This is a genomic window from Alistipes sp. CHKCI003 (assembly GCF_900021155.1).
GTDB lineage: Bacteria > Bacteroidota > Bacteroidia > Bacteroidales > Rikenellaceae > Alistipes > Alistipes excrementavium.
This window is the reverse complement of the sequence record NZ_FCNT01000061.1, coordinates 18,595-38,393: the sequence shown is the minus strand read 5'-3', so window position 1 is coordinate 38,393 and position 19,799 is coordinate 18,595. Positions and strand designations below refer to the sequence as shown.

At 57.5% G+C, this 19,799-nt stretch carries 12 protein-coding genes; 1 reads left to right on the top strand and 11 read right to left on the bottom strand.

All coding sequences use genetic code 11. From position 1 onward, the window contains the following. Positions 1-9: 9 nt before the first annotated feature. The 8 genes from BN3659_RS08655 to BN3659_RS08620 all read right to left on the bottom strand — a co-directional run bounded on the left by BN3659_RS08655 (position 10) and on the right by BN3659_RS08620 (position 12,280). Positions 10-972 carry a DUF5106 domain-containing protein gene (locus tag BN3659_RS08655; RefSeq protein WP_091536241.1) on the bottom strand — a complete coding sequence of 321 codons (963 nt, stop codon included), beginning with the start codon at positions 970-972 and terminating at the stop codon, positions 10-12. After that, positions 969-4,085, bottom strand: a complete 3,117-nt coding sequence (locus BN3659_RS08650) for a hypothetical protein (protein ID WP_091536240.1) — start codon at positions 4,083-4,085, stop codon at positions 969-971. Before BN3659_RS08650 ends, BN3659_RS08655 begins: the two co-directional genes overlap by 4 nt. A 28-nt stretch (positions 4,086-4,113) precedes the next feature. Next, a complete protein-coding gene (gene fimD / locus BN3659_RS08645; protein ID WP_091536238.1) occupies positions 4,114-6,339 on the bottom strand; it encodes a fimbrial tip adhesin FimD in 2,226 nt (741 codons plus the stop codon). 36 nt (positions 6,340-6,375) lie between these two features. Further along, positions 6,376-7,992, bottom strand: coding sequence for a hypothetical protein (locus BN3659_RS08640; RefSeq protein ID WP_091536236.1), 1,617 nt, complete (start codon positions 7,990-7,992; stop codon positions 6,376-6,378). A 12-nt stretch (positions 7,993-8,004) separates the two neighbouring features. Further along, positions 8,005-8,904, bottom strand: a complete 900-nt coding sequence (locus BN3659_RS08635; protein ID WP_091536235.1) for a FimB/Mfa2 family fimbrial subunit — start codon at positions 8,902-8,904, stop codon at positions 8,005-8,007. Between the two features lie 80 nt (positions 8,905-8,984). Further along, positions 8,985-10,106: a hypothetical protein gene (locus BN3659_RS08630; RefSeq protein ID WP_091536234.1), complete on the bottom strand. Its 1,122-nt coding sequence runs from the start codon at positions 10,104-10,106 to the stop codon at positions 8,985-8,987. A gap of 91 nt (positions 10,107-10,197) precedes the next feature. Continuing rightward, the gene (locus BN3659_RS08625; RefSeq protein ID WP_091536272.1) at positions 10,198-11,691 is read right to left on the bottom strand and encodes an OmpA family protein; all 1,494 of its coding nucleotides are present in this window, start codon (positions 11,689-11,691) and stop codon (positions 10,198-10,200) included. Positions 11,692-11,704: 13 nt separating this feature from the next. After that, entirely contained in the window at positions 11,705-12,280 is a 576-nt protein-coding gene (locus tag BN3659_RS08620; RefSeq protein ID WP_091536232.1) for a DUF3575 domain-containing protein, read from the bottom strand. Between the two features lie 316 nt (positions 12,281-12,596). On the opposite strand from BN3659_RS08620, the gene BN3659_RS08615 reads away from it, so the two are divergent. After that, the gene (locus BN3659_RS08615; RefSeq protein ID WP_091536231.1) at positions 12,597-13,481 is read left to right on the top strand and encodes a helix-turn-helix domain-containing protein; all 885 of its coding nucleotides are present in this window, start codon (positions 12,597-12,599) and stop codon (positions 13,479-13,481) included. Between the two features lie 239 nt (positions 13,482-13,720). Here BN3659_RS08615 and BN3659_RS08610 read toward each other — a convergent pair whose 3' ends face one another. The 3 genes from BN3659_RS08610 to BN3659_RS08600 all read right to left on the bottom strand — a co-directional run bounded on the left by BN3659_RS08610 (position 13,721) and on the right by BN3659_RS08600 (position 19,751). Then, on the bottom strand, positions 13,721-15,034 hold the full coding sequence (locus tag BN3659_RS08610) for a tyrosine-type recombinase/integrase (protein WP_224757871.1): 1,314 nt from the start codon (positions 15,032-15,034) through the stop codon (positions 13,721-13,723). A 715-nt stretch (positions 15,035-15,749) separates the two neighbouring features. Beyond that, positions 15,750-17,588, bottom strand: coding sequence for a S41 family peptidase (locus BN3659_RS08605; protein ID WP_091536228.1), 1,839 nt, complete (start codon positions 17,586-17,588; stop codon positions 15,750-15,752). A 33-nt stretch (positions 17,589-17,621) separates the two neighbouring features. Next, a complete protein-coding gene (locus BN3659_RS08600) occupies positions 17,622-19,751 on the bottom strand; it encodes a hypothetical protein (RefSeq protein ID WP_091536226.1) in 2,130 nt (709 codons plus the stop codon). Positions 19,752-19,799 lie beyond the last annotated feature (48 nt).

The window sequence follows — 19,799 nt, the reverse complement described above, 5'->3', positions numbered from 1 at the left end:
GGCCCCGCCCTACTCCCCGAGCCGCGCTTCGATCCGGTCGACGGAAGCATCCTTGAGGAGCACCCGCTTTCCGCGATCGAGCAGGTAGAGCGTGGGCATCGCTTTCAGGTCGTAGATTCCGTCGCGGGTCAGCCGTTCTGCGACATCGCAGCCGTCCGTCCATCCCTGCGGGACGACCTCTTCGCGCCATGCCTCCCCGTCCGCCACGCTCACCGACAACACGGCCAGTCTGCCGCTCCGCACCATGGCACGGATCGCAGGCGAAGAGACCAAACGCGCCTTCACCCGTTCGCATTCGTCGCACGTGGGATCGTAGAAATAGAGCAGCGTGTATTCCGCCTCCAGATGCGACATGCGCCGCTCGCGTCCATCGCGGTCCAGAAATCCGAAATCGGCGGCCCGCTCGCCCGGGCGATTTTTCAATGCCATCTCCAACAGCCGGCGCGGCCGCAGTTTGTCGATCTCCGCGATCCGGGGATTGTCCGTCAGCGACCGCAGCATCAGTATGTGCAGCTCCTCGTCGTGCATGGGCGAATTGGGTTCGTAGAGATACTTGTCGCCCAATTCGATGAAATAATAGAGCACCTCCGTGCACGCCGCCGCCCGCGTATAGAGCGTATCGACCGCGGCCGCGGCATTACGGGCATAGGGCAGGATACTCAGGAAATCGACATAAGCCTGTTCGCTGATTTCCGGACGGGCGACGGAGGACGTATCGGTGAAATCGAAACGGTCCCAATAGTGCAGAGCCAGATAATCGGCCCGGTCGGCCGGATCGCGCAGCGTAGCCGGCACCTCGGGCAGGCGGAACGCGGTTGCACCGGGGACGACGGGATCGAAACCGCCTGCAATTCCGGAATCCCCCGCGACGGCGCGGGATTCCGGAATCACGGCAGGCTCTACGGCCCGTCCTTCAGGCCCTCCGGTCAATGCACACGCTCCGCAGAGCAGCAGCGGCAACAAACTCTTCATCGTCCCGACCGCTCTTCTGTCGCCGGCACCAACACGAGGTCGGGCGACTGCACCAGACGGGCCAGCGTCAGGGGATTGTTCTCGTCGACCTCGTTATGGTAGACCGTACCGTCCTTCGTATAATGCAGTTCGATGCGGTCGTACCACCCGGGATCATACTCTTTGCGCAACCGCAGTTCGTAGCGGCCGTCTGCCGTGATGGTCATCGACCCGACCCGGCTTCCCGTATTCGTCTGCGTGAAGGAGACGAATGCATTGCGCGGCACGGGACGCGGTTCCCCCGTCCCGGGATTGTAGGAGATCTCACCTTCGATCGACTTGTTGGTTACACGGAAAGTCTTTTGAAAGAAGACTACCTGATCCTCGTTCGACGAAAGGGTGATATCGCCGGCGCTCACCACATGATTGACCTTGAACGGCAGTCTCTTACGTTCACCATCCTGCGAAGGCAGCTCCGGCGAAGTGTCGGTGGTATGGGCAGTCGTGAAGCCGAATTCTCGCTCCTCCTCGCGCGATGCGGCGACCGTGTAGATGAAACGCCCCTCGACCGCAGGATCGGCCTTGAGTTTGTCGGGCGTAAGGTGGCACTCCTCCAGCTTCGTCCGGTCGATCTCCAGCATCGGTGCATCGATCCGAATCTCGAACTCCTCGCCGAACGGATCGACCGACTTGCCGTCCGAACCGCGGAAACTGGTTACATCGAATTCGAGGTAGACGTTCGTTTCGTCCGGATTCCGATACTCCCATTCGAGTTCCGTAACCGGCTCCTCGTCGCTGCCCGTGGAAAACTCGCCCTTCCCGTCGACGGTCGCTGCAAAACGGAACGGATTGTAATTGGCCAGTTCGAACGAAGTCGAACGGTATCCGCGGCCCTCATAATCCGCCGTAGGATTTTTCAAGGACTTCTCTCCTTCGATGTTGGAGGCTATGCGCACGACTTCGGCGCTCTGCGGCCGGTTGGTTTTCAGATAGATCGAATAGACTCCTTTGCCTCCCGCCGGTGTCTGGGCACCCCATCGCGGGTAGAAGAGATACATACGTCCGTTCTCCGTCCACTGATTCTCGTTGACAGGCTGGAACGTGCAATCGAACGTAATGCCATCCGGCTCCTCCCCATCGGGAATATGGTCGAGGAACTGCGAGTAGATCAGAAACTCGTCCGCGTCCGTGGCATTGACGAAATCACCGTACTCGTTACCGGGGGCTACAGTCGTATTATCGTGCAAATGCATGGTAAATTGCACGAAAGCTCCCTTCTTCTGCGGAACCAGCCGGTAGTAGATCGCTTCGTCGTCGGCGAAACCGTCGGGATTGCCGGAATCGGCGTCATATTCGTCCAATCCGAAGACCTCGATCATGTACCGGTCGTCGGTATAAGTAACCTCTTTCTCCTGCGTTGCGAAATGTTCGGCCTCGATCGAGACCTTGGTCTTCGCTCCCGTCCCGCTCTGCGGCAGGATCGTACGGAAATAGACCCGCTGCACGCCCGGCTGCTGGGCCGTGTAGACGAACTTGTATTCGATCGGCTCGCCCTTGTCGTTGTAAATATTCTCGCCGAAGTCGGCCTCGCCGCGGCGAACCACCGGCAGCGAAATACCGGCCGCCGCACGCACGTCGAGGTCTTCGACGCCGATCAGCACCCGCAACGGGAACAACTCCGCAGGACAGGTCTCCGGCACGGTGAACATCAGCGTTACATGTTCGCCGTAGGTAGTGCCGTCGCTGCCGGGCGTACCGTATACCTGCGAAGCCACCCACGCCGGCTGGAACGACTGCGTTTTGATCAGAATGACCTTGATCTTGCGCTGCAACAATCCCTTCTTGACGAGCAGCGTACCTTCGAGTTTCTCATTGTCGCCCATGTGTCGCAGGCTGATTCCTATCTTACCCGATCCCGTTCCGTCCTCGTCGATGTGGAACGTGTGCTCGATGCTCTGTCCCGCCACGTTGTTGCCTGCGAGCCACGTTACCGCGGCAGCGTCGTCCGCCGTAACTGGTGTATCGTCGTTTCTGCGGATCGTATAGCCGATCTGGAAGATCTTGCCCGCGTTGCTCTGGTCCAGCACGTAGCTCGTCCGATCCACTTTCAGGGTGTACGTATTGTCCGACACCTCGTCGATATTGTCCTGAATCGAAATCCAGACGTTGTTCGTTGCGGCGGCTTCGAGCGCGTCGCCGAACGACGCCTGCCCGTAGGAGAGAGCCCCCTCGATATGGAGCTTGTAATGATGGTTGCGTCGTATGAGCAGCTGCTCGCCGTCCTGTCCGATCAGCATCACGCGGTAGTAGAGGTCCTTATCTTCGCCTTCACCGATGTTATGGCCGCGCAGGATCACGCTGACGGGTCGGTCGGCCGTATTCTCGCATTCGAAGACATATTGCTGCATGTCGGTCGTTACATCGAGGATGTCGCTCATCACCGACGTATTTTTCGGCAACGTAACGAAAGGTTCCGTACCGGGCCATACGAATCCCTCCTCGGGATGATAGGGCGCCACGGTGCCGAAAGCGTTGGTATTGCAGACTACGAAGCCGGTTGCTTCGAAATACTCGTTGTCCCGGGGAGCGTCCACCGAAATCAGCGCATGGTTGCGCACCAGTTCGATGCTGCCTTGCTCCTTCAGCTGGTCGGCGATCGAACGGTCGTCGTCGGCCTCGCATGCGAACCGCGCCCAGTAGATCATCATGCCCGACGAACCTTCGAGCGACGCCATCACCTGCGCCTCCGACTGGTTGTAGAAATCGCTTTCCGGAAATCCCTCCATGTTCTGATTGCACAGGAAATGAATCAGGCGCGTATTTCGCGGCACCTTGGCCGTAAACGTCCCTCGGTCCATGTCGTCCGTCGTCGTCGTTACCGAAGCCTTCGTCGTCGAGACGAACAACCCGTAGCTGTCGAAACAAAAAAGCGTCATGTTCTGCACGCCCGTTCCGTCGGGATCGACCGAGCGGGTATCGACCACGGGCATCGCCGGAATATCGGCATCGAAACGGATTTCGACATAACCGTCGTCCGCAACATCCGCATCGGGCAGATCGGTCCGCACGCAAGAAGTGCTCGCGGCCAGCATGCCCGCCAGCGCGGCCGCAGCGTATATCATCCTTTTTATCATAGTAGTCGTCGCTTTTTGTGGTGGCTGTTTACAAATCATCGGAATCGTAGACATCGCGGATGCAACGGGTATAGTAGCTGCCGTAATTCGTTACATTATGCCAGTCATCGGTGCTGACCGCACCGGAAGCAGACCAGTATCTGTCGCCCGTCAGCACTCTGTCGAGCGCCATATCATCCGTATTCTCCCTCTCGCCGGGCTGAAGTCCGAGGATCACGCCGATCTCGTATTGGGTCGGCAGACGCCAACCTGTGAGATGAACGGTCCGGCCCTTATCGTCGACATAGGTTTCGACATATTTCGCGCAATGGCTCTCCGCCTGAGCCGTGGAGGAGGCCGTTTGCGTAGCACCCAGCTGCGAAGCGAGCAGGAACGACGGAGAAACGACCTTGGAATTATTGGGCGCTTCGTCGTCGGAAGCCGTATAACCCTCCTCGTTCCGGCGGGGTATGCCCAGCGTGTACTCGCCCGACGAAGCCGCAATCCGGACATGATACATGCGGGCGTTGACAAGCTCCGTCAAAACGTTGGATGTTTGGGGGCTCTCGTCCCATACGTGCTCCCACGCATAATAATAAATATTGGATTTCCCCTGATTTCTCTCCCCCGTTTTCAACTCCGCGACTTTCGAACAAAAATAGTAGGAGTTGGAATACGAATTCAAATAATTCCATCGCTTCCCCCACCTCAAGTAGCTCGCACTGACAATGCCCTTCTCACCCCTATTTTCATAGGTCGTACTGCCGAAATCTTCGCGGTAGGAGTAATATCCCTGCGTGTTGGTGATATAAACCAGCGGATACTGGATAACGATGATATAACGCGGTTCGACTTGGTCCTCGTTTTCCACCTTCAGCTTGATGTAACGCGGTGCATTGTTCGTCGGCACGGGACTGCGCACGCCGATATGTCCCGAGAGGATCGCATCCGGTTCGGCTGCAACATCCTCGGTACCGAGCGGACGTTTTACTCCGAACTTATTGATGAACCACGATTCTTCGACCGTAACCTTCACCTGCGACGACGAGGCGAATTCGATCGACGTCGCGTCGTAGGCCACGTTGTGCATCTCCAGCGAATCGGTATTGACCATCAGGTAGTGCGGACGGGCGGTTTCGCCCCCGATAGGGATCGTCTCTTCCTCCCACTCCTCGACCGAAAATTCGATCGGGCCCAATTCGACCGGCTCCGACGCATCGACCGCACCTTTGGCATTCACCTCGACCGTTACTTCGTAATAGCGGTTGCGTTCGAGCCGTTTGACCGACGGACGGCAGATCGGAATCTGATAGTAGCTATTTAGGAGAAAATTCTTCTCGGTCTTGTCCGGCTCGTAGTCCGCATCGCCCTCCTCGCCGTGGTACCACATCGGCAGGTTGACGACCAGACGGGGCTCCCAGTCGAGCGCACTCTTGTCGTTCCAATCGTGGCTGTACGCATAGGCCGTTACGCGCACCTCGTCGATCGAGGTCTTGTCGCCGACGCCCCACTCGAAATACCCCGCGTTGTTCTTGGCGGGGGTCGCCACGTCGGCATTCTGCTCCACGCCCGCCACCAGAGCGGTCGTAACCGGCAGATTGCGGACGTAATAGCCGCTGCCGTGTGAGGCGGCGGTCGCGTAGTCGTCGAAGGTGATGCTCTTGCCCTTCCTGATGTGCACCACGATCTTGGCGGCCGCACGACGCAGAGTTACCATCAGTTCGGTATCGTTCGACGGCACTCCGTCGTAGAGCTTCACCGTGCCCGGAACATCGGGCTCCGCCTCGTTCCGGGGATAGGCGATGCCGTCCATGAGGAATGTCTCGGGAGCGCCGGTCACATTGGAAAGTCCCGTCATGTGGATGTTCTCGTCCCGCTGCATCATCGCCAGCAGTCCGTCGCGCGTGGTCAGGGCTTCGAAATCCGCCTCGGCATGGGAGGTGTTGGCGATCAGATAGACCCAATAGCCGGCGCCGGCAGCGAAATCGGAGCGTTTGGCCTTGAGCGTTATCACGCCCTCGTCCACGCTGCCGGCCGCTACCCTTTCGTAATGTCGCTTGTCGCCCTCCGCATCGAATATCAGCACGTCGAGCCGGTCAACGCGCGACTCGACGCCCTTGTCCTCGGCGCGCGTCATACGCTCGATGCCCGAGATGCCGAGGCGGATGCTGTTTTCGCTCTCTGCGGGAAGCGCCGGAGCCTCGTCCCGCGTGCAGGCCGCAAACATGCAGGCTGCGAAGCCGAAGAGCGTTAAATAGGATATAATCCGTTTCATCGTCGCTGAATTGTTTAATCTTGAGGTTCCGGTTCGCTACTCGGTTACCGGTATGTTGGCGATATGTCTGATCTCGATCAACTCGGGCACCTGTTCGCTGCCCGAATCGGAACACCACTCGGTTTCGCCCTGCTCGCCGTTGATGAGCAGATAGTTGCCCCCGGAGCTTTCCCACGTCGGCGTATAGGTGATGCCCAGACGGATGCAATTCCCCACGTACTCCGGGTCGTCGTTCAGTGCGCGCACGACGATCCGGTAAAAATCGTCCGAAGCCGCGGGGCTCTCCACCTTCCTGCCGCCGCGGTCGTAGACCGCAACCGAATAGTCCGACGCGGAGACATCGGCCAGCGTCGCCGTCCACTCCTGTCCCGAAGGTGCGGTCAGCTGAAAGAAAAAGGAGTAACTGCCCGCAGCCGCCGGCGACGCTTCATCGAAGGTATCGTCGTCGGACGGGTCGTAGTCGGGATTGTAGTAAATCGTCGGCATCGTCTGAGGTATGGGCGTTTCGGCGTCCGGGCTCGGAAGAAGCGGGTTGGTGTAGGACGGATAGTCGAAAACCAGATCGTCCCAGACGTCGCCCTCACCCCAATCCGCGACCAGATATTCCACGGTGAACTTCCCCGAATTGTTCATCAGGCAGCACACCGTATAGTAGGAATTGCGCTCCGTTGCCGGCAGATATACCACCCCCGTGCGGCTTTCGCCGCCGAACGTGTAGTCGATCTCCAACACGTTGCCTTGCGTGTCGCCCGGAATGTCCCAGCTGCCGCCGTTCTGCCACGGATTCTCGAAGGGATAGAAGGGCGTTCCGAGCACGGGCGTATAATTGGCCGCATCCCGGCGGGCCGCCTCTTCGGTCGTCCCCGAGGGAACCCTCAGTTCGCCGACAGGCGCTTCGACCGGATCGAGCTCGAAAGGCACATCCTTCGCCCCCACCTGTTCCAGCGTCGCGCGGTCCTGTTCCATCAGGTAGTTGCGCATGCGCGTTCCCTCCTTCCGCATCCTCAGACCGGTGATCCGCAGCTCGGCCGTCTCGCCCGGACGCTTGGCGGCGAAAACACCCAGCTTGGCGAAGGGTCGTTTGAGCTGAATATCGACCGTCTGCGCCAACTGCGTATGCCCCGCGTGATCCGGATCCGCCGGAGGATTGGGACTGTCCTCGGACACATTGATCTCCACCTGCGTCTGGCAGTACATCGGCAGTCCTTGCGTCGTGTCGAGTTCCGTGAAAGAGAACTCCTCAAGCTGCCTGCGGGTCGTCGTTTCGGTGAGTTTTTCGTTGCCGCGCGGAGTTATCATCGCCGCCTCGTTGGCCACGACATAGAAATCCACCGTCTGAACGTCCGTCGATTTCAGAGCCATATCCATCAGGAACACGGCAGATGCCCCGAAATCGCCGTCGCTGTAATAGTGGCCGACACGTTCGTCGCCGATGAAGGCATAGACGCGGAGCGAATGCAGGGCCTCTTCTTCGGCCGCAGGCGTTCCGTCCGTGGCATCGACGTCGCGCGATCCGACGTTCAGAAGCACGGAGACACTCCTCTTTCCGGCCGGGTCGGGACTCGCTCCCTCCTCTTTGCCGCAGCCGGACATCGCCCCGGCGCAGCAGGCGGCGCCGAACGCCGCAAGCAACAGGTATCTGACTTTATGCATGGTCGTAATCGCTTAAAATTCGGGTTTGACCTCCTGAACGAACCAATCGGGCACCGAGACCTCCACCCCCACCGAGGTGAATTCGATGCGGATCGGGATAAGCACTTCCTGTTTCGAACAGTCGATCCGGGGATTCCGGGCAAGGAACTCCGCGAGGTTGACCTCGACGAACGAGCCTTCGCCCGAAGCGGGGCGCAGGCAGACGTTCACATCCCCGTGGTTCGTATGCCGCATGATATTGGTTTTCGACGTCAGCAGCATCCTGCCGGCATCGTACTCGGTTTCGAGCGTATAATCGGTCGCCTCTCCGCATGCGCGGTTTTCGAAGTCGGTGCAAGGCGCGACACCGCAAATTTCGAGCTTCGGCACGAGGCCGGCTCTGACATCGGACTGGGGAATGCCCGCGACCTCGACCGATAAGTCGTAGTGGGAACTGGCGAAAGAGACGAGCGTCGTCCGTTCGACGTCCTTTCCGGTATATTCCTGCACCGCAACGGAAGCCGATGCATAGTAGAGCGAGTCGTTCCCCGAAGCGGCTCCGGTATCCAGATAGTCCGCATCGGCGAAACGGATCGCATCGAAACTTCCGGCCGACAAATCCGCAATCTTCGTATGGTAGGTATTGCCCAGACACACCACCCTGTAATCGCCGGGAGCGAGGGGCGGCAGTTGCGCGGTACGGGCCGCGACTTGGTCGTCGGGTACGACGAAATGATCCGTACAATTGTTCTGCGCATCGAAAACATACATCTCGACCCGATCGATCTTGTCGCCGAAGATCTCGGTCTGGCCGTCTCCGAGGTAGCTCAGCACGATCTTGTGCGTGTTAAGACACTCGCTCATGTCCTCCCGGATACACGACGAGGTTACCCCAGCAAGCAACAAGCCCCAAACAAAAATTCTGAATTTCATAGTCTGTATGTTTTTCGTCTGAAAAAAGAACGGAAAGGGAGCGCGGGAGTTTCCGGCTCCCTTTCCGCAAAAATATCGACTTAGAATTCCGGGGAAACCGGTATGACACTCCACGAAGCGACACCGACGTTGACCTCGACGCATTTCTCGGGATTCGACAGATTATCGTCGTTGAAAGCGAATTGCACCTGATAGATCTTGGCAACGTTGCCGGTTACGGCCGGATCGAACTTACTGGTAGCAAGGTAAAGGGGTACCTTTTCACCGTCAGCCGTCGTGCCGAGCAGTTTCACCACGAGCTGCGGATGGTCTGTCGTACCGATATTCTCGGCCATAGGGAAGAAATGGTAAGCCGGACGCTTATCCCCGTCGCCATACGCCGTCTTATAATCATTGCTCGCGGACAAAACGACCTCCGGCAGAGTTGTGTTATCGAGCATATCGTTATACCAAGCATCCGATTGAGCAGCATTTGCGAAAAATTCGAAAGCCGAACCTTCATTGATCTCGGTATTGGTCTTTTCGCCGCTAACGGCTCCGGTCAAGAAATCGGCCCCATCGTAGTAGTTGTTCAACACGACTTGCTCGATCTCGATGCTTGCATACTTACGAGGGTTCTCCCCCACAGCCTGATATTCGAAGCCGACCACCTCGATACGCGCCACGCGGGGTTCGAGCGTCAGCTTCGCCACGTAAAGCGGGTGTCCGGCCTCATCCGTCCCGGAGACCGTCGTCAGCTCCGTCTCGTCGTACAGCGAAAGATTCTTTTCGTTCTGCTCATCGGCAATCTCCAGCGTGCGTTTCAGGTTATCGACGGTTGTAACGCCCGTTTGCTCCGTACCGAGGTTGCCCACGACGATCACCTTGCTCACGTTGGCCGGCAGGAAATGGAACACCTTGTCCTCGCGCACGTCGAACTGATCCGTAGTGAAATAGTGTTGTGCAGGCTGGTTGTCCAGCGTCTTGCCCTGCACCAGATTGCCATCGGATGTGGCGAAGAACACCTGAAGGTCCGAGAACTTCACCTTACTATCAGGTTCTACCTTGCTGCCGGCCGAACGGGATCCGGGCACGACATTCGACACGGTAAGAGTTACGCTCTTCGGAGCGTCGTCTCCTGCGACACTGCTCTGCTCCTTGCTGCAAGACGCGAACGCCGTCGCCGCCGCGAGAGCCAGAACCAAATAATTTTTGACTTTCATAATACTGATAGGATAAATGGATGAATGAATGTAAAAAATTGAATGTTGATTATTATCGGCTTCCCCTTTCGGGAAGCATGGCTTTTCCGAATTACAGTTGGTCGATGACCCTCCGGACCTGTTCCAGATTGCGTCGCGCTTCTTCCGACCCCCGATCCGCCGCCCGACGGAACGCCTCTTCGGCCTTGTACGCTTCGCCGCTGCGGGCATAGGCCACGCCCAGCGTATTGAGCAGCGAGGGGTTCTTCTCCACCGGACCGCGCCCCTCCAGCAAACCGATCGCGGCCGCCGCATCGCCCCTCCCGAGCGCATCGAGCGCCCGATCGTTCAGCACGGCCGGTTCGTCGGGGAAACAACGCGCTGCGGTCTGCATGACCCGCTCGTACTCGGCCGACCCCTTCTCGTAGGATCCGGCGACCTTGTACATCTCCTGCACGCTCAGCAGGTCGGGACGTTCGCCGACCATCCGGCGCGCCTCTTCGAGATTGAAATTACGCACGTTGTATTCGATCCTGTACTCGTTGCGGCGCAACCGCGGATAGACCTCGTTCAACAGGCGGACATAGATTTCCGCAGGCTCCAGCCTGCTGATCTCCAATTCGCAGAAATCCTGATTGTCGGGGTATTCCGCGACCAGTTCGCGGATGCGGTCGAGCCCCAGCAATTGCGGACAGCTGTCCAGCGCCTCGATGAAACCTTCCCAATCCTCGCCGTGCCATTCGACATGCAGCATGTCGGGCACAATGTCGTCATGACGGCGGATGTATTCGGCGAGAGCCTTGGCACGGTTTTCCGAAAGCGTGAGGTTATGCGCCATCGACCCCTCGGGGGATGCGTAACCCGCGATGTAGATACCCGTGATCTTCACATCTTCGTTCTGTTTCACGAGCAGGATCGAATTCGACACCTTGTCCAGCTCGGCCCGGTTGTCCTTGTAATCGGGCAGAATCTTGTAGCTGTCCTGCCGGAACTGCAATCGTGCAGTACGGGTTTCGGCGCGCATCTTCACCGGTTCGGGTTCGGGAAGGATCGTAGCGAAGCCGTATCGGGGGATGAACTCGGGCAGCACGGCGGGCAGAAGTTCCTGTTCCGCCTCGCCGACACCGCAGTTCGCGCAGCCGTGCACCTCTTCGCGCAGTTCCACCCGCCCGTCGAGCATCCATCGCTCGTAAGGCAGCGAAGCCGCATAATCGTAGGTCTGCTCCTTGCCGTTGCGGCGGCGGATGACCACCTCCTCCTGTCCGTCGTGTCGGGGAGGCAGCTCGACGCTCCGCAACCGCTGCGCCCGCAGGTAGACCCTGTTGCGCGTGCCGCCGTCGACCACCACCGGAGCAAACGCCGCCTCGCGCTGTCCGTCGCGCGAAACCAGCACGGGCGTGAGCGCCACCGTATGCTGCGTCCGGATACGCGCTCCGCTCAGATCGACGACCATCGTCAGCTCCACGTTGCGGCCGTTTTTCCGCACCTCACCGTTCGCCACCTCGATGGCCGGCAGATAGCTCGTCTTCCTTTCGGATTTGCCCGCATAGGCCCACGCCGGGCTGCATGCCAGCACCGCCAACAATATGCGAAAGATATGCTTCATCATCTTCTTCCTCCTATTTTATGATGTATATGATGGAAATACCGGCCTTGGTCGGGCCGAAATAATGACGGTCGTTCGTACCGCGGAACTTCCCGCAAGTCCGGCATTCGTAACGATCGTAGTTCGTGTAGACGTATCCCACGCCGACGGTAGCTTCGAGGTTCCAACGTCTGCCCAGCAGCCACGAATAGCCGTAGGAGATACCCAATCCGGTGGCCCACCCCTGATAACGATGGTCTTTCATGGATTTTTTCAGGAACGGGATACGCACACCGCTGATATTGTATTCGCCGTAGCCGGAGTGCAAACCGAAAAAATGACCGTTGAACCGCTCGCAGAGCCAATAGCGGAACTCGGGCATCACCGACCAGAACTTGAGTTTCTTGTTCTGGTCCCTGTCGAGCGGCCAAGGATTGTAGTCGCCCGTCAGTTCGAGCGTAGTGCGCTTGCCCAACCCGATTTCGAGCCCTGCGTTGAGCGTACCGGCCGTCGCCCAATGCAGCGCATTGGTCTTGACTCCAAGCTGCTGCGCAGCCGCCGAACCGGCCGTACAACAGATCAGAAATACCGTGAAAAGCAGTTTTCTCATATGTATGTAAAATTTATCGCTTGTTGCAAATCCGCTACTGCGACGGCAAACCGGCTTCACGCGCAAAGGGAGGGTTCCCCTGCGTCAGCTGCAAACGCCACGGAACGAGACAGATGAACGATAATAAAACATGCCACTCTTTTCCTAAAAGACTGCCATCGTTTTTTTCCTGATGTATGGATTTCTATATTAACCTATTGCACGATTCGATTGCGAATGAATGTTTACTAATTGCACAGTTATCGAAACACGATGAAACTTTGATTTTTTTACGTTGTTTTTCAGGCACATATACCTATACTGACACGTACAAGCGATGAAACAAACAGAAAATTCCGTATGGGGCGGCTTCCATACTCCCGACTGTCCGGCCGGATGCGCGACCTGTTCCGCCGAGAAAGACCGTTTCGCCGCAAGATTCGGACGGACGCGGTTGACCGAAGGCGAAACGCTGCCCGAAGCGCACTACCGCTCGCATCGCATCCTCTTCCTGCTCACGGGACGCATACATGTTCGTATCGGTCGGAACGCAGACTACGAACTCACCGACCGACAGTGCGTATTCCTTGCCCGGAAAAAAGATGTTTCGGTACGGGCTCTGACGGACAGCGAAATGGTGATACTCGATTTCAACAATCGGATCACGCTCTGCCACAACGACATATTGGCCGGGATAGCGACTCGGGCAACTTCCCGCAAGGCTTCTCCGCCCATATTGCCGATCGTCCCCGAGGTGCTCTTCTTTTTCCGGGGGCTGGGACCGGTTCTCGAACCCGAAGGGTTGCATCTGCCTTGCTATCATGTCGTCAAAGAGTACGAGCTCTTTCTGATGATGCGCTATTTCTACGGAGCGGAGGAACTGGGCGATTTCTTGCGGGACGTGATCCGGCCCAAGGATGATTTCCGACTGTTCGTGCTGAGCACCTACCATCAGGCGGAGCATTTGAACGAACTCGCACAAATGGCCAACATGAGCGAAAGCGCCTTCATCCGCAGGTTCCGCGAAACCTTCGGCGAACCCTTTCACAGCTGGCGGGTGAAACAAAAAGCGGCCGACATCGTTCAGGCCATACGCGACGGAATCAGGAGCAACGACGAACTGATTCGGCTGTTCCGATTCAAAAGTTATCTCGCCTTTTACCGTTTCTGCCAGCGACACATGCACTGTTCGCCTTCGGCACTGAAAACAAAATACTCCTGACCCGCAAAGGGTTAGGAGTACGAAAATGACAACAAACAGATAGGTGTTCGGCTGATTTTGGTATGGGGGGGGGTAGAACCTAATAGTAAAATAATCCCTATCTTTGTGCCGATAAAGATACGTCCGAATACAGCTTCGGCAGGACCCCGAACGGGCGCCACAGTCTTTTAGGAAAAGACCGTATTTCGCCGCATGCGCTCTTTTCCGAAGACATGCGTTCTCCTATGCCAACAAATATACTATTTTTTCCGGTTCTTTCCCCAAGGCGTCCCGCTCTTTTTCAACAAACCCGCCACCGTCTCGTTTGCGGCATCGACCGCACTGTTATCCAGTTCGTCCAGATAGATCTGCGTCGTCTTTTCGGACGTATGTCCCAACCCGACGCTGATTATCGAAACCGGCACGCCCTGCCGGCGGGCCAGACTCGCCCAGCTATGACGCGCCACGTTGAACGAGAGACCGACCGGCAGATCCAGCCGGCGGCGCATGCTCCGCAAGGAGCGCAGATAATGAGAAAGGCTGTATTTATAGCGCAGATAGAGTTTGGTTTCGAAACGGAGGCGTTCGTCGGACGTCGCGCCCTCGAACACGAGCGGATGCAACAGGCCGTCTTCCCCGTAATCGAGCAGTACGGGCAGGGCCCATGGAGCACACTGCTCCCGATAACGGTCGAGAATCGTCTGCACCTCGGGGATGATCCTGACCGTATACACCTGTCCGGTCTTGCGGCGCCTGTAACGGACGAACCCGTCCCGCACGTCCTCCTGCCGCAGATAGGCCATGTCGACGAATGACATTCCCCGCGTGTAGAAACTGAACATGAACAGATCGCGGGCACGATTCAGCTTGTCCGAATCGGGAAACTCGGCCGTGGCTACCCGACGGATGACCTCGGCGCTGACGGCCCGTTTGCGCGTCTTCTGGATATGTACCGGCACAGCCCGGAAAGGCGATCTGTCGTGCGTTACATAACCCCGCTTCTGCGCTTTGTTGTACACGGCCCGAAAATTACTCAAATAAAAAGCCACGGTATTGGGCGACAAGGGTATCTGCCGGAGATAGCGCTCGAAATCGAGCAGCATGTTTTCGTCCACGCTGTCGAAATCGACCCGCCGCAAACCGGCGAACTTCTCGAAAGCGACCAGCGTAGCCTTGTATTTGTTGGCGGTTCCCAACGCCCCCGCCTTGCGCAGGTCCTCGATCTGGCGCCGGAAAAAGGTGTGCACATAGCGGTTGTCGTACCGCTGGCGGTAGGCCGAGGTTACGTCATGCACGGTAAACGGCCGCCCTTCGCGTTCCAGTTCGGAGACGATGCGTCCGAGCTCCTGCCGCTGATTTTCCAAAAACAGATTGACCTCCCGGATGAAAGCCAGATGCGTCTTGCGACGGCATGTTACGACGGCCTTTCGCCTCGCGGCGTCGAACTCCTCGGGCAGCAACCGATAGGGAGTGAAGATCACACCCCGGCGTCGCTCCCGGATCAGTTGGATGACGAGCGTATGACGGCCGTCGCCCGTTCCGCTTCGGATATTGAGCATCGGTTTGATACTCATGCCGGGGCATTTGGCACCCGCGTGCGACTCTTTTCCGCCAATCATACGCCCTTCTTATCAGCAGACGATCCCTGCACGTCCGGCGAAGCAGGCATTCGTCGATACGACACAAAACACATTGCCGGAAAGGCGACACCGGCAAGAAGCCGGCAACCGGATCCGGCTGCCGGCGGAAGAATCGGTGTAAGACGCATTTTCATCATCTTTTCGTGTTAGCATTCGGCTTTATGCTACCGACAAAAACAAGGCCGTTCGCCCTTGCGGACAGCCGCAGCGGGCACATGTCGCACCCGAAGAGCCATCGCTCCGGATCCGGCAAAATCAGCAGCGGACCGGGGCAGCCCGGCTTCCGGGCCGCCGCGCATCCGGTCGGCCGGTCCCCGTTCCCGCCCTCCCCGGAATCGTCTTACCCCCGGGCAGCTCCGCAACCGGGAACGACGGCGGATCTGAGTTACCGGTCATATCGACGAATAACGGAAACGGATGTCATATAGTATACGCGATTTCCCGACCTGTTCCGCCGTCCGGGCCCGCCCGCAACCGGCCTTTCCGCTCCGGAGCGGGAGCTCACGCACAGTGCAAGCATAACCGGACAGCCGCAGGATTAGACCCTCCGCCCCTCCATCCGGACCGGGCCGGCGAACGGACTGTCCGAAACATAAAAAAGAGAGCGGTGCCTTTCGCTGCACCGCCCTCACTGCACCGGACGAAACGATTACTCGTTTTCGGCTCCGAGAACCAGAGCATCCGTCATCTTGGCCTTCTTCGTAAGGTCGATCGGCTCGCCGCAACGCAAGCCCGCACCCGGAGCTACCCTAAGCATCGAAGCCTGCGAAGCGGAAGGTTTCTGGTTTTCTATCATCCAAATCATAGCCGGACCTGCGACCGTCTCATAGACACTGCCGAACGGGAAGACGGCATACTCGTTCTCCTTCGGCGAGATGTAGTCGGGCGTGAAGCCGTCCGCATAGTCGCACTCGTCTTTCACATTGTACGCACGGAACGTAATCGGCGAGAACTGGATGGTGGTCGTACCGGAAGTCTGCTGCCAAACCTCCATGCCGACGTTCTTGCCGTGGGTTTGCTGCCCCACCAGACGCACGTCGATGCCTAAGCCGCGCAGACCGTTGATGATCATTTCACTGGCCGAAGCCGTGTCGTACGTGCCGATCACATACACATGATCGAGATTCAGCGAGTATTGCAGAGCGTCCACGATCAGGCTGTAAACGCCGTTGCCGTCGGGAATGGTCGAATTACCGATGCGGTATTCGCCGACCTTTCCGGCTTCGGTGCGCTCCCTGTTATACTCCATCTTGGTGTAGATCTGGTCCTTGTACTTATCGCCGGCAATCAGTGTCGCGAGCATCGTACTCGACATCACATGTCCGCCGCCGTTGTAGCGGAGGTCGAGCACGAGTTCCGTTACGTTCTTCTGCTTGAATTCCTTGAAGAGATCCAGCAACGCCTGATCGTACGTCATTTCGAACTGTCCGTAGGTCAGATAGGCCATCGTTCTGCCATCCTCCAACTGTCCCGTACCTGCATAGTAGAATACGGACTCCTCGTAAGCCGCAGCCGTCAGATTGACGGTGGGACCCTGCTCGTTGATGCTCAGTTGGCCGTCCACCACGGAAATCTCGGCCAACCCCAGTCTCACCGTTCCGCTCGAAATGCTGAGCTGCTTCACGAGCGACTTATAGTTTAATTCGGTGATCGTCGCACCGTTGATCCGGTTGATATACGTACCGCGTCCGATACCGGCCTCTGCCGCCGGCGAATCGGGATACACGGCGAGGACACCGATGCCGACTTTCTTGGGAGAATTCTCGGTGAAGTAGGTGGGCATAAGCCGCACGAATCCGAGACCCGTTATCTGAGCACGTGTCTCCGGCATTGCGGCGGGAGCATACGAAATACCGCCGCTCACCTGCTTCACGTTCGAGAAGAACTCGCGCTCCAGTGCGCCCGTTTCCTTGTTTTTAACCCAGCCGCCGTCCTCGATATTGATGTGATCCATGGCATCCACGCCTTCGAGTCCCGCTTGGAGGAAAGCGCTGAATCCGATGGTCTCGTTCTCAAGGTACGGTGCCATATCGAGCTGACGGTACTCTTCATTCCAGAGATAATACTCGCCCATCATCTCGTGTATCCAGTCGTTCATCGTCGAGGGTTCGGGCGTTTCACCGTTCTGCACGACCGTGCAGAGCACCTCCTGCTTATGGCCCTCTACGGTAATGGTGATTTTCGCCGACCGTTCGGAGCCGCTCTCGTTGGGATCGGTCGTGAGCGTTATGGTGTTCTTGCCGGCCGAACCTTTCGACGGTTCGAAAGAGCACCACGTCTTGGCCGACACGATCGACCATGTCCCCTTCGCATCGAACGTCAGATTCTTCACCTCTCCATCGCCGGATACGGCAACCGTCGCATCGAAATCCTTGGAGTTGATGCCGGATTCGGTGCTGGTTCCCCCCTCCGTTCCCTCGTCATCGCTGCACGCCGCGAAACCTGTCGTTGCAAGGGCGAAGGCGAGGATATAAAATAATTTCTTCATAAAAAATTTAATAGGTTATTGAATGAATGTAAATCAGTTGTTCCCCTTGGGCGATCCTCCGCCCTCGTCAGGGTTTTCCGGTTTCTCGTAATTCGAATATTTGTTCTCGATGGGTTTTGCATCGCGCCGGATGTCGTTGTATTTGCCATCCTTGTCCTTGCAAACCACGAGCAGCATATAGTTGTCGTAAACAGTCTTGGTTTCCGTGATCCACGGCGTCGCGCCTTGGCTGTGCCAACCCGCATCCTGCGTCTTGGCCTGACGGATCAACTCCTTGGTCGGCTGCGCCTCGTAGGCCTCCTTATGGACGATATAGACCCACGATTCGACGCAATCCGCATTGGGCGTGATCTTCAGCTTGTAATCCGTGGCTGCCATGAGCCTGTTGTCTCCGTAGACAGCCTGCTTCTCCTCGCTGATTTCCCACGTTGCGGTCGCCGTGCCCTCCTGATCGTACGAAGCCGTCTTGTAGGCCACCTTCTGCATCGAAGTGAACTTACCCTCTTTATCCAGAATGATGGCGAAGCAGTAATAGTCCTCCGCAGGATCCAGCTGCGTGAATTTATCCAGACGCCCTCGCGTCAACTCGTCGGGAAGAACCGCTATTGTGGGATAGCCGTTTGTAAGCAGCGCATTGAGCACATTCTCGTCCTTACCGCCGAAATAAGTCTGGCTGCTGTAATCGGCGCGGGTAATATTCATGTAACGGATCTCCTGCGCGTCGGTCAGATCCCCCTCGATAGAGAACTGAGCGTTCTCCTGCGGATCGTTTTTCAGCTCCATCTGTTTGAGCTCGAATACCACCGAACTGTCGAATTCGAATCCTTTGGTCGATTCCACGACTTTGACCGGCACGCCGAACTTACCGTCCTTATCCTCGGCGATCGCGCAGAAAGTATAGGACGTTTCGGATTTCAACGAATTGAATGCGATGGTTTGCTCAGCGGTCTGCGCAGGTTTCATCAGGATCAGATGGTTCGCGAGCAAATTGTCGTTGAAGTACAATTTCTCGACGTCGGCCGTCGGAATCGCCACATAATAGTATTGTACGGCATCGGACGAAGGCGTGAACTTCACGCTCGCAGTCGACGTGGAAATCGCCTCCACCGAGACGGCCACCGTAGCGGTGCTGGTCAGATCGAGTTCCTTCGTAGTGAACGAGGTCTTCTGGATCTGCGAAGCGGTGAGCTTCGCGCTCTCTTCCTTATCGTTATCGGGATCTGCGTCGCAGGCGATCCACCAGACTATATAAGTCGTCTCGGGTTCGAGTCCGCCCGTCAGACCGTCGATCTGCAAGTTGGACAAGAGGTCGTCCATGTCATTCGTATGATGAATATCGCTCGTTTCGGCCGCGATCATCTCGAGAATCTCCTCGTTGGTCAGTGCGTTCGACATCGGGAAACCGCCGAGGTAGTAGGAGGCGCAGACGCCTTCCTCCATCGTCGTGCGGATGCGGGCGTCTCTGGCGGTAACTTCCGAGATCGCCACATCGAGTGCCGGAGCCTCGGTCGTGAATTCGTCCTTCACGTGTTCGCCCGTAATGTCGCCGATCGTACCGTAGGCTTCGATCACATAGGCGGTCTCGCCTTTCAGACCTCTCACCTCGACTTCCACGCCCTCTTCTTTGGCGGCTACCGTCTTGAAATTCTCGGGCAGACCCGCGCTCTTTTCATACACTGCATAGTTGTAGCTCGCGCAATCGCCCGTATGGGTGATCTTGAACGTTACGCTCTGTCCGTCGACGACGGGTTCCGAGAGGGTCAGCACCGGAGCTTCGCTCGCAGCGGCCAGCGTCGTGGTGGCTTCGTTCACGGTCTCCGAACGCACTTCGCCGTTGTAGGCCCGTGCGACGATCGTATAGGCCGTCGAAGCCGTCAGTCCCTCGATCTTGATCGGGTCTGCGGGAGCAGCGCCCTCCTCGCGGGTCATCTCGACGATCGCGCCGCTCTCGAATTCGCTCGTCGGAACGCATCCGTATTCATAAGCGGTCGCATCCTTGGTCGTAAGCGTGAAAGTAACGCTCTCCACATCCGGAATGACCTCGGAAATGGCAATCTCGGGTGTAACGATCTGCGGTTCTTCCGTTCCGTCGTCGCTGCACGAAGCCGCGAAAAGACCTACGCAGAGCGAAAGCACCGACGCCCAGATTTTATAACTTTTCATAATTCGCTAAATATTAAATTCATTCCATTTTTAGAAGAGACTCCTCGC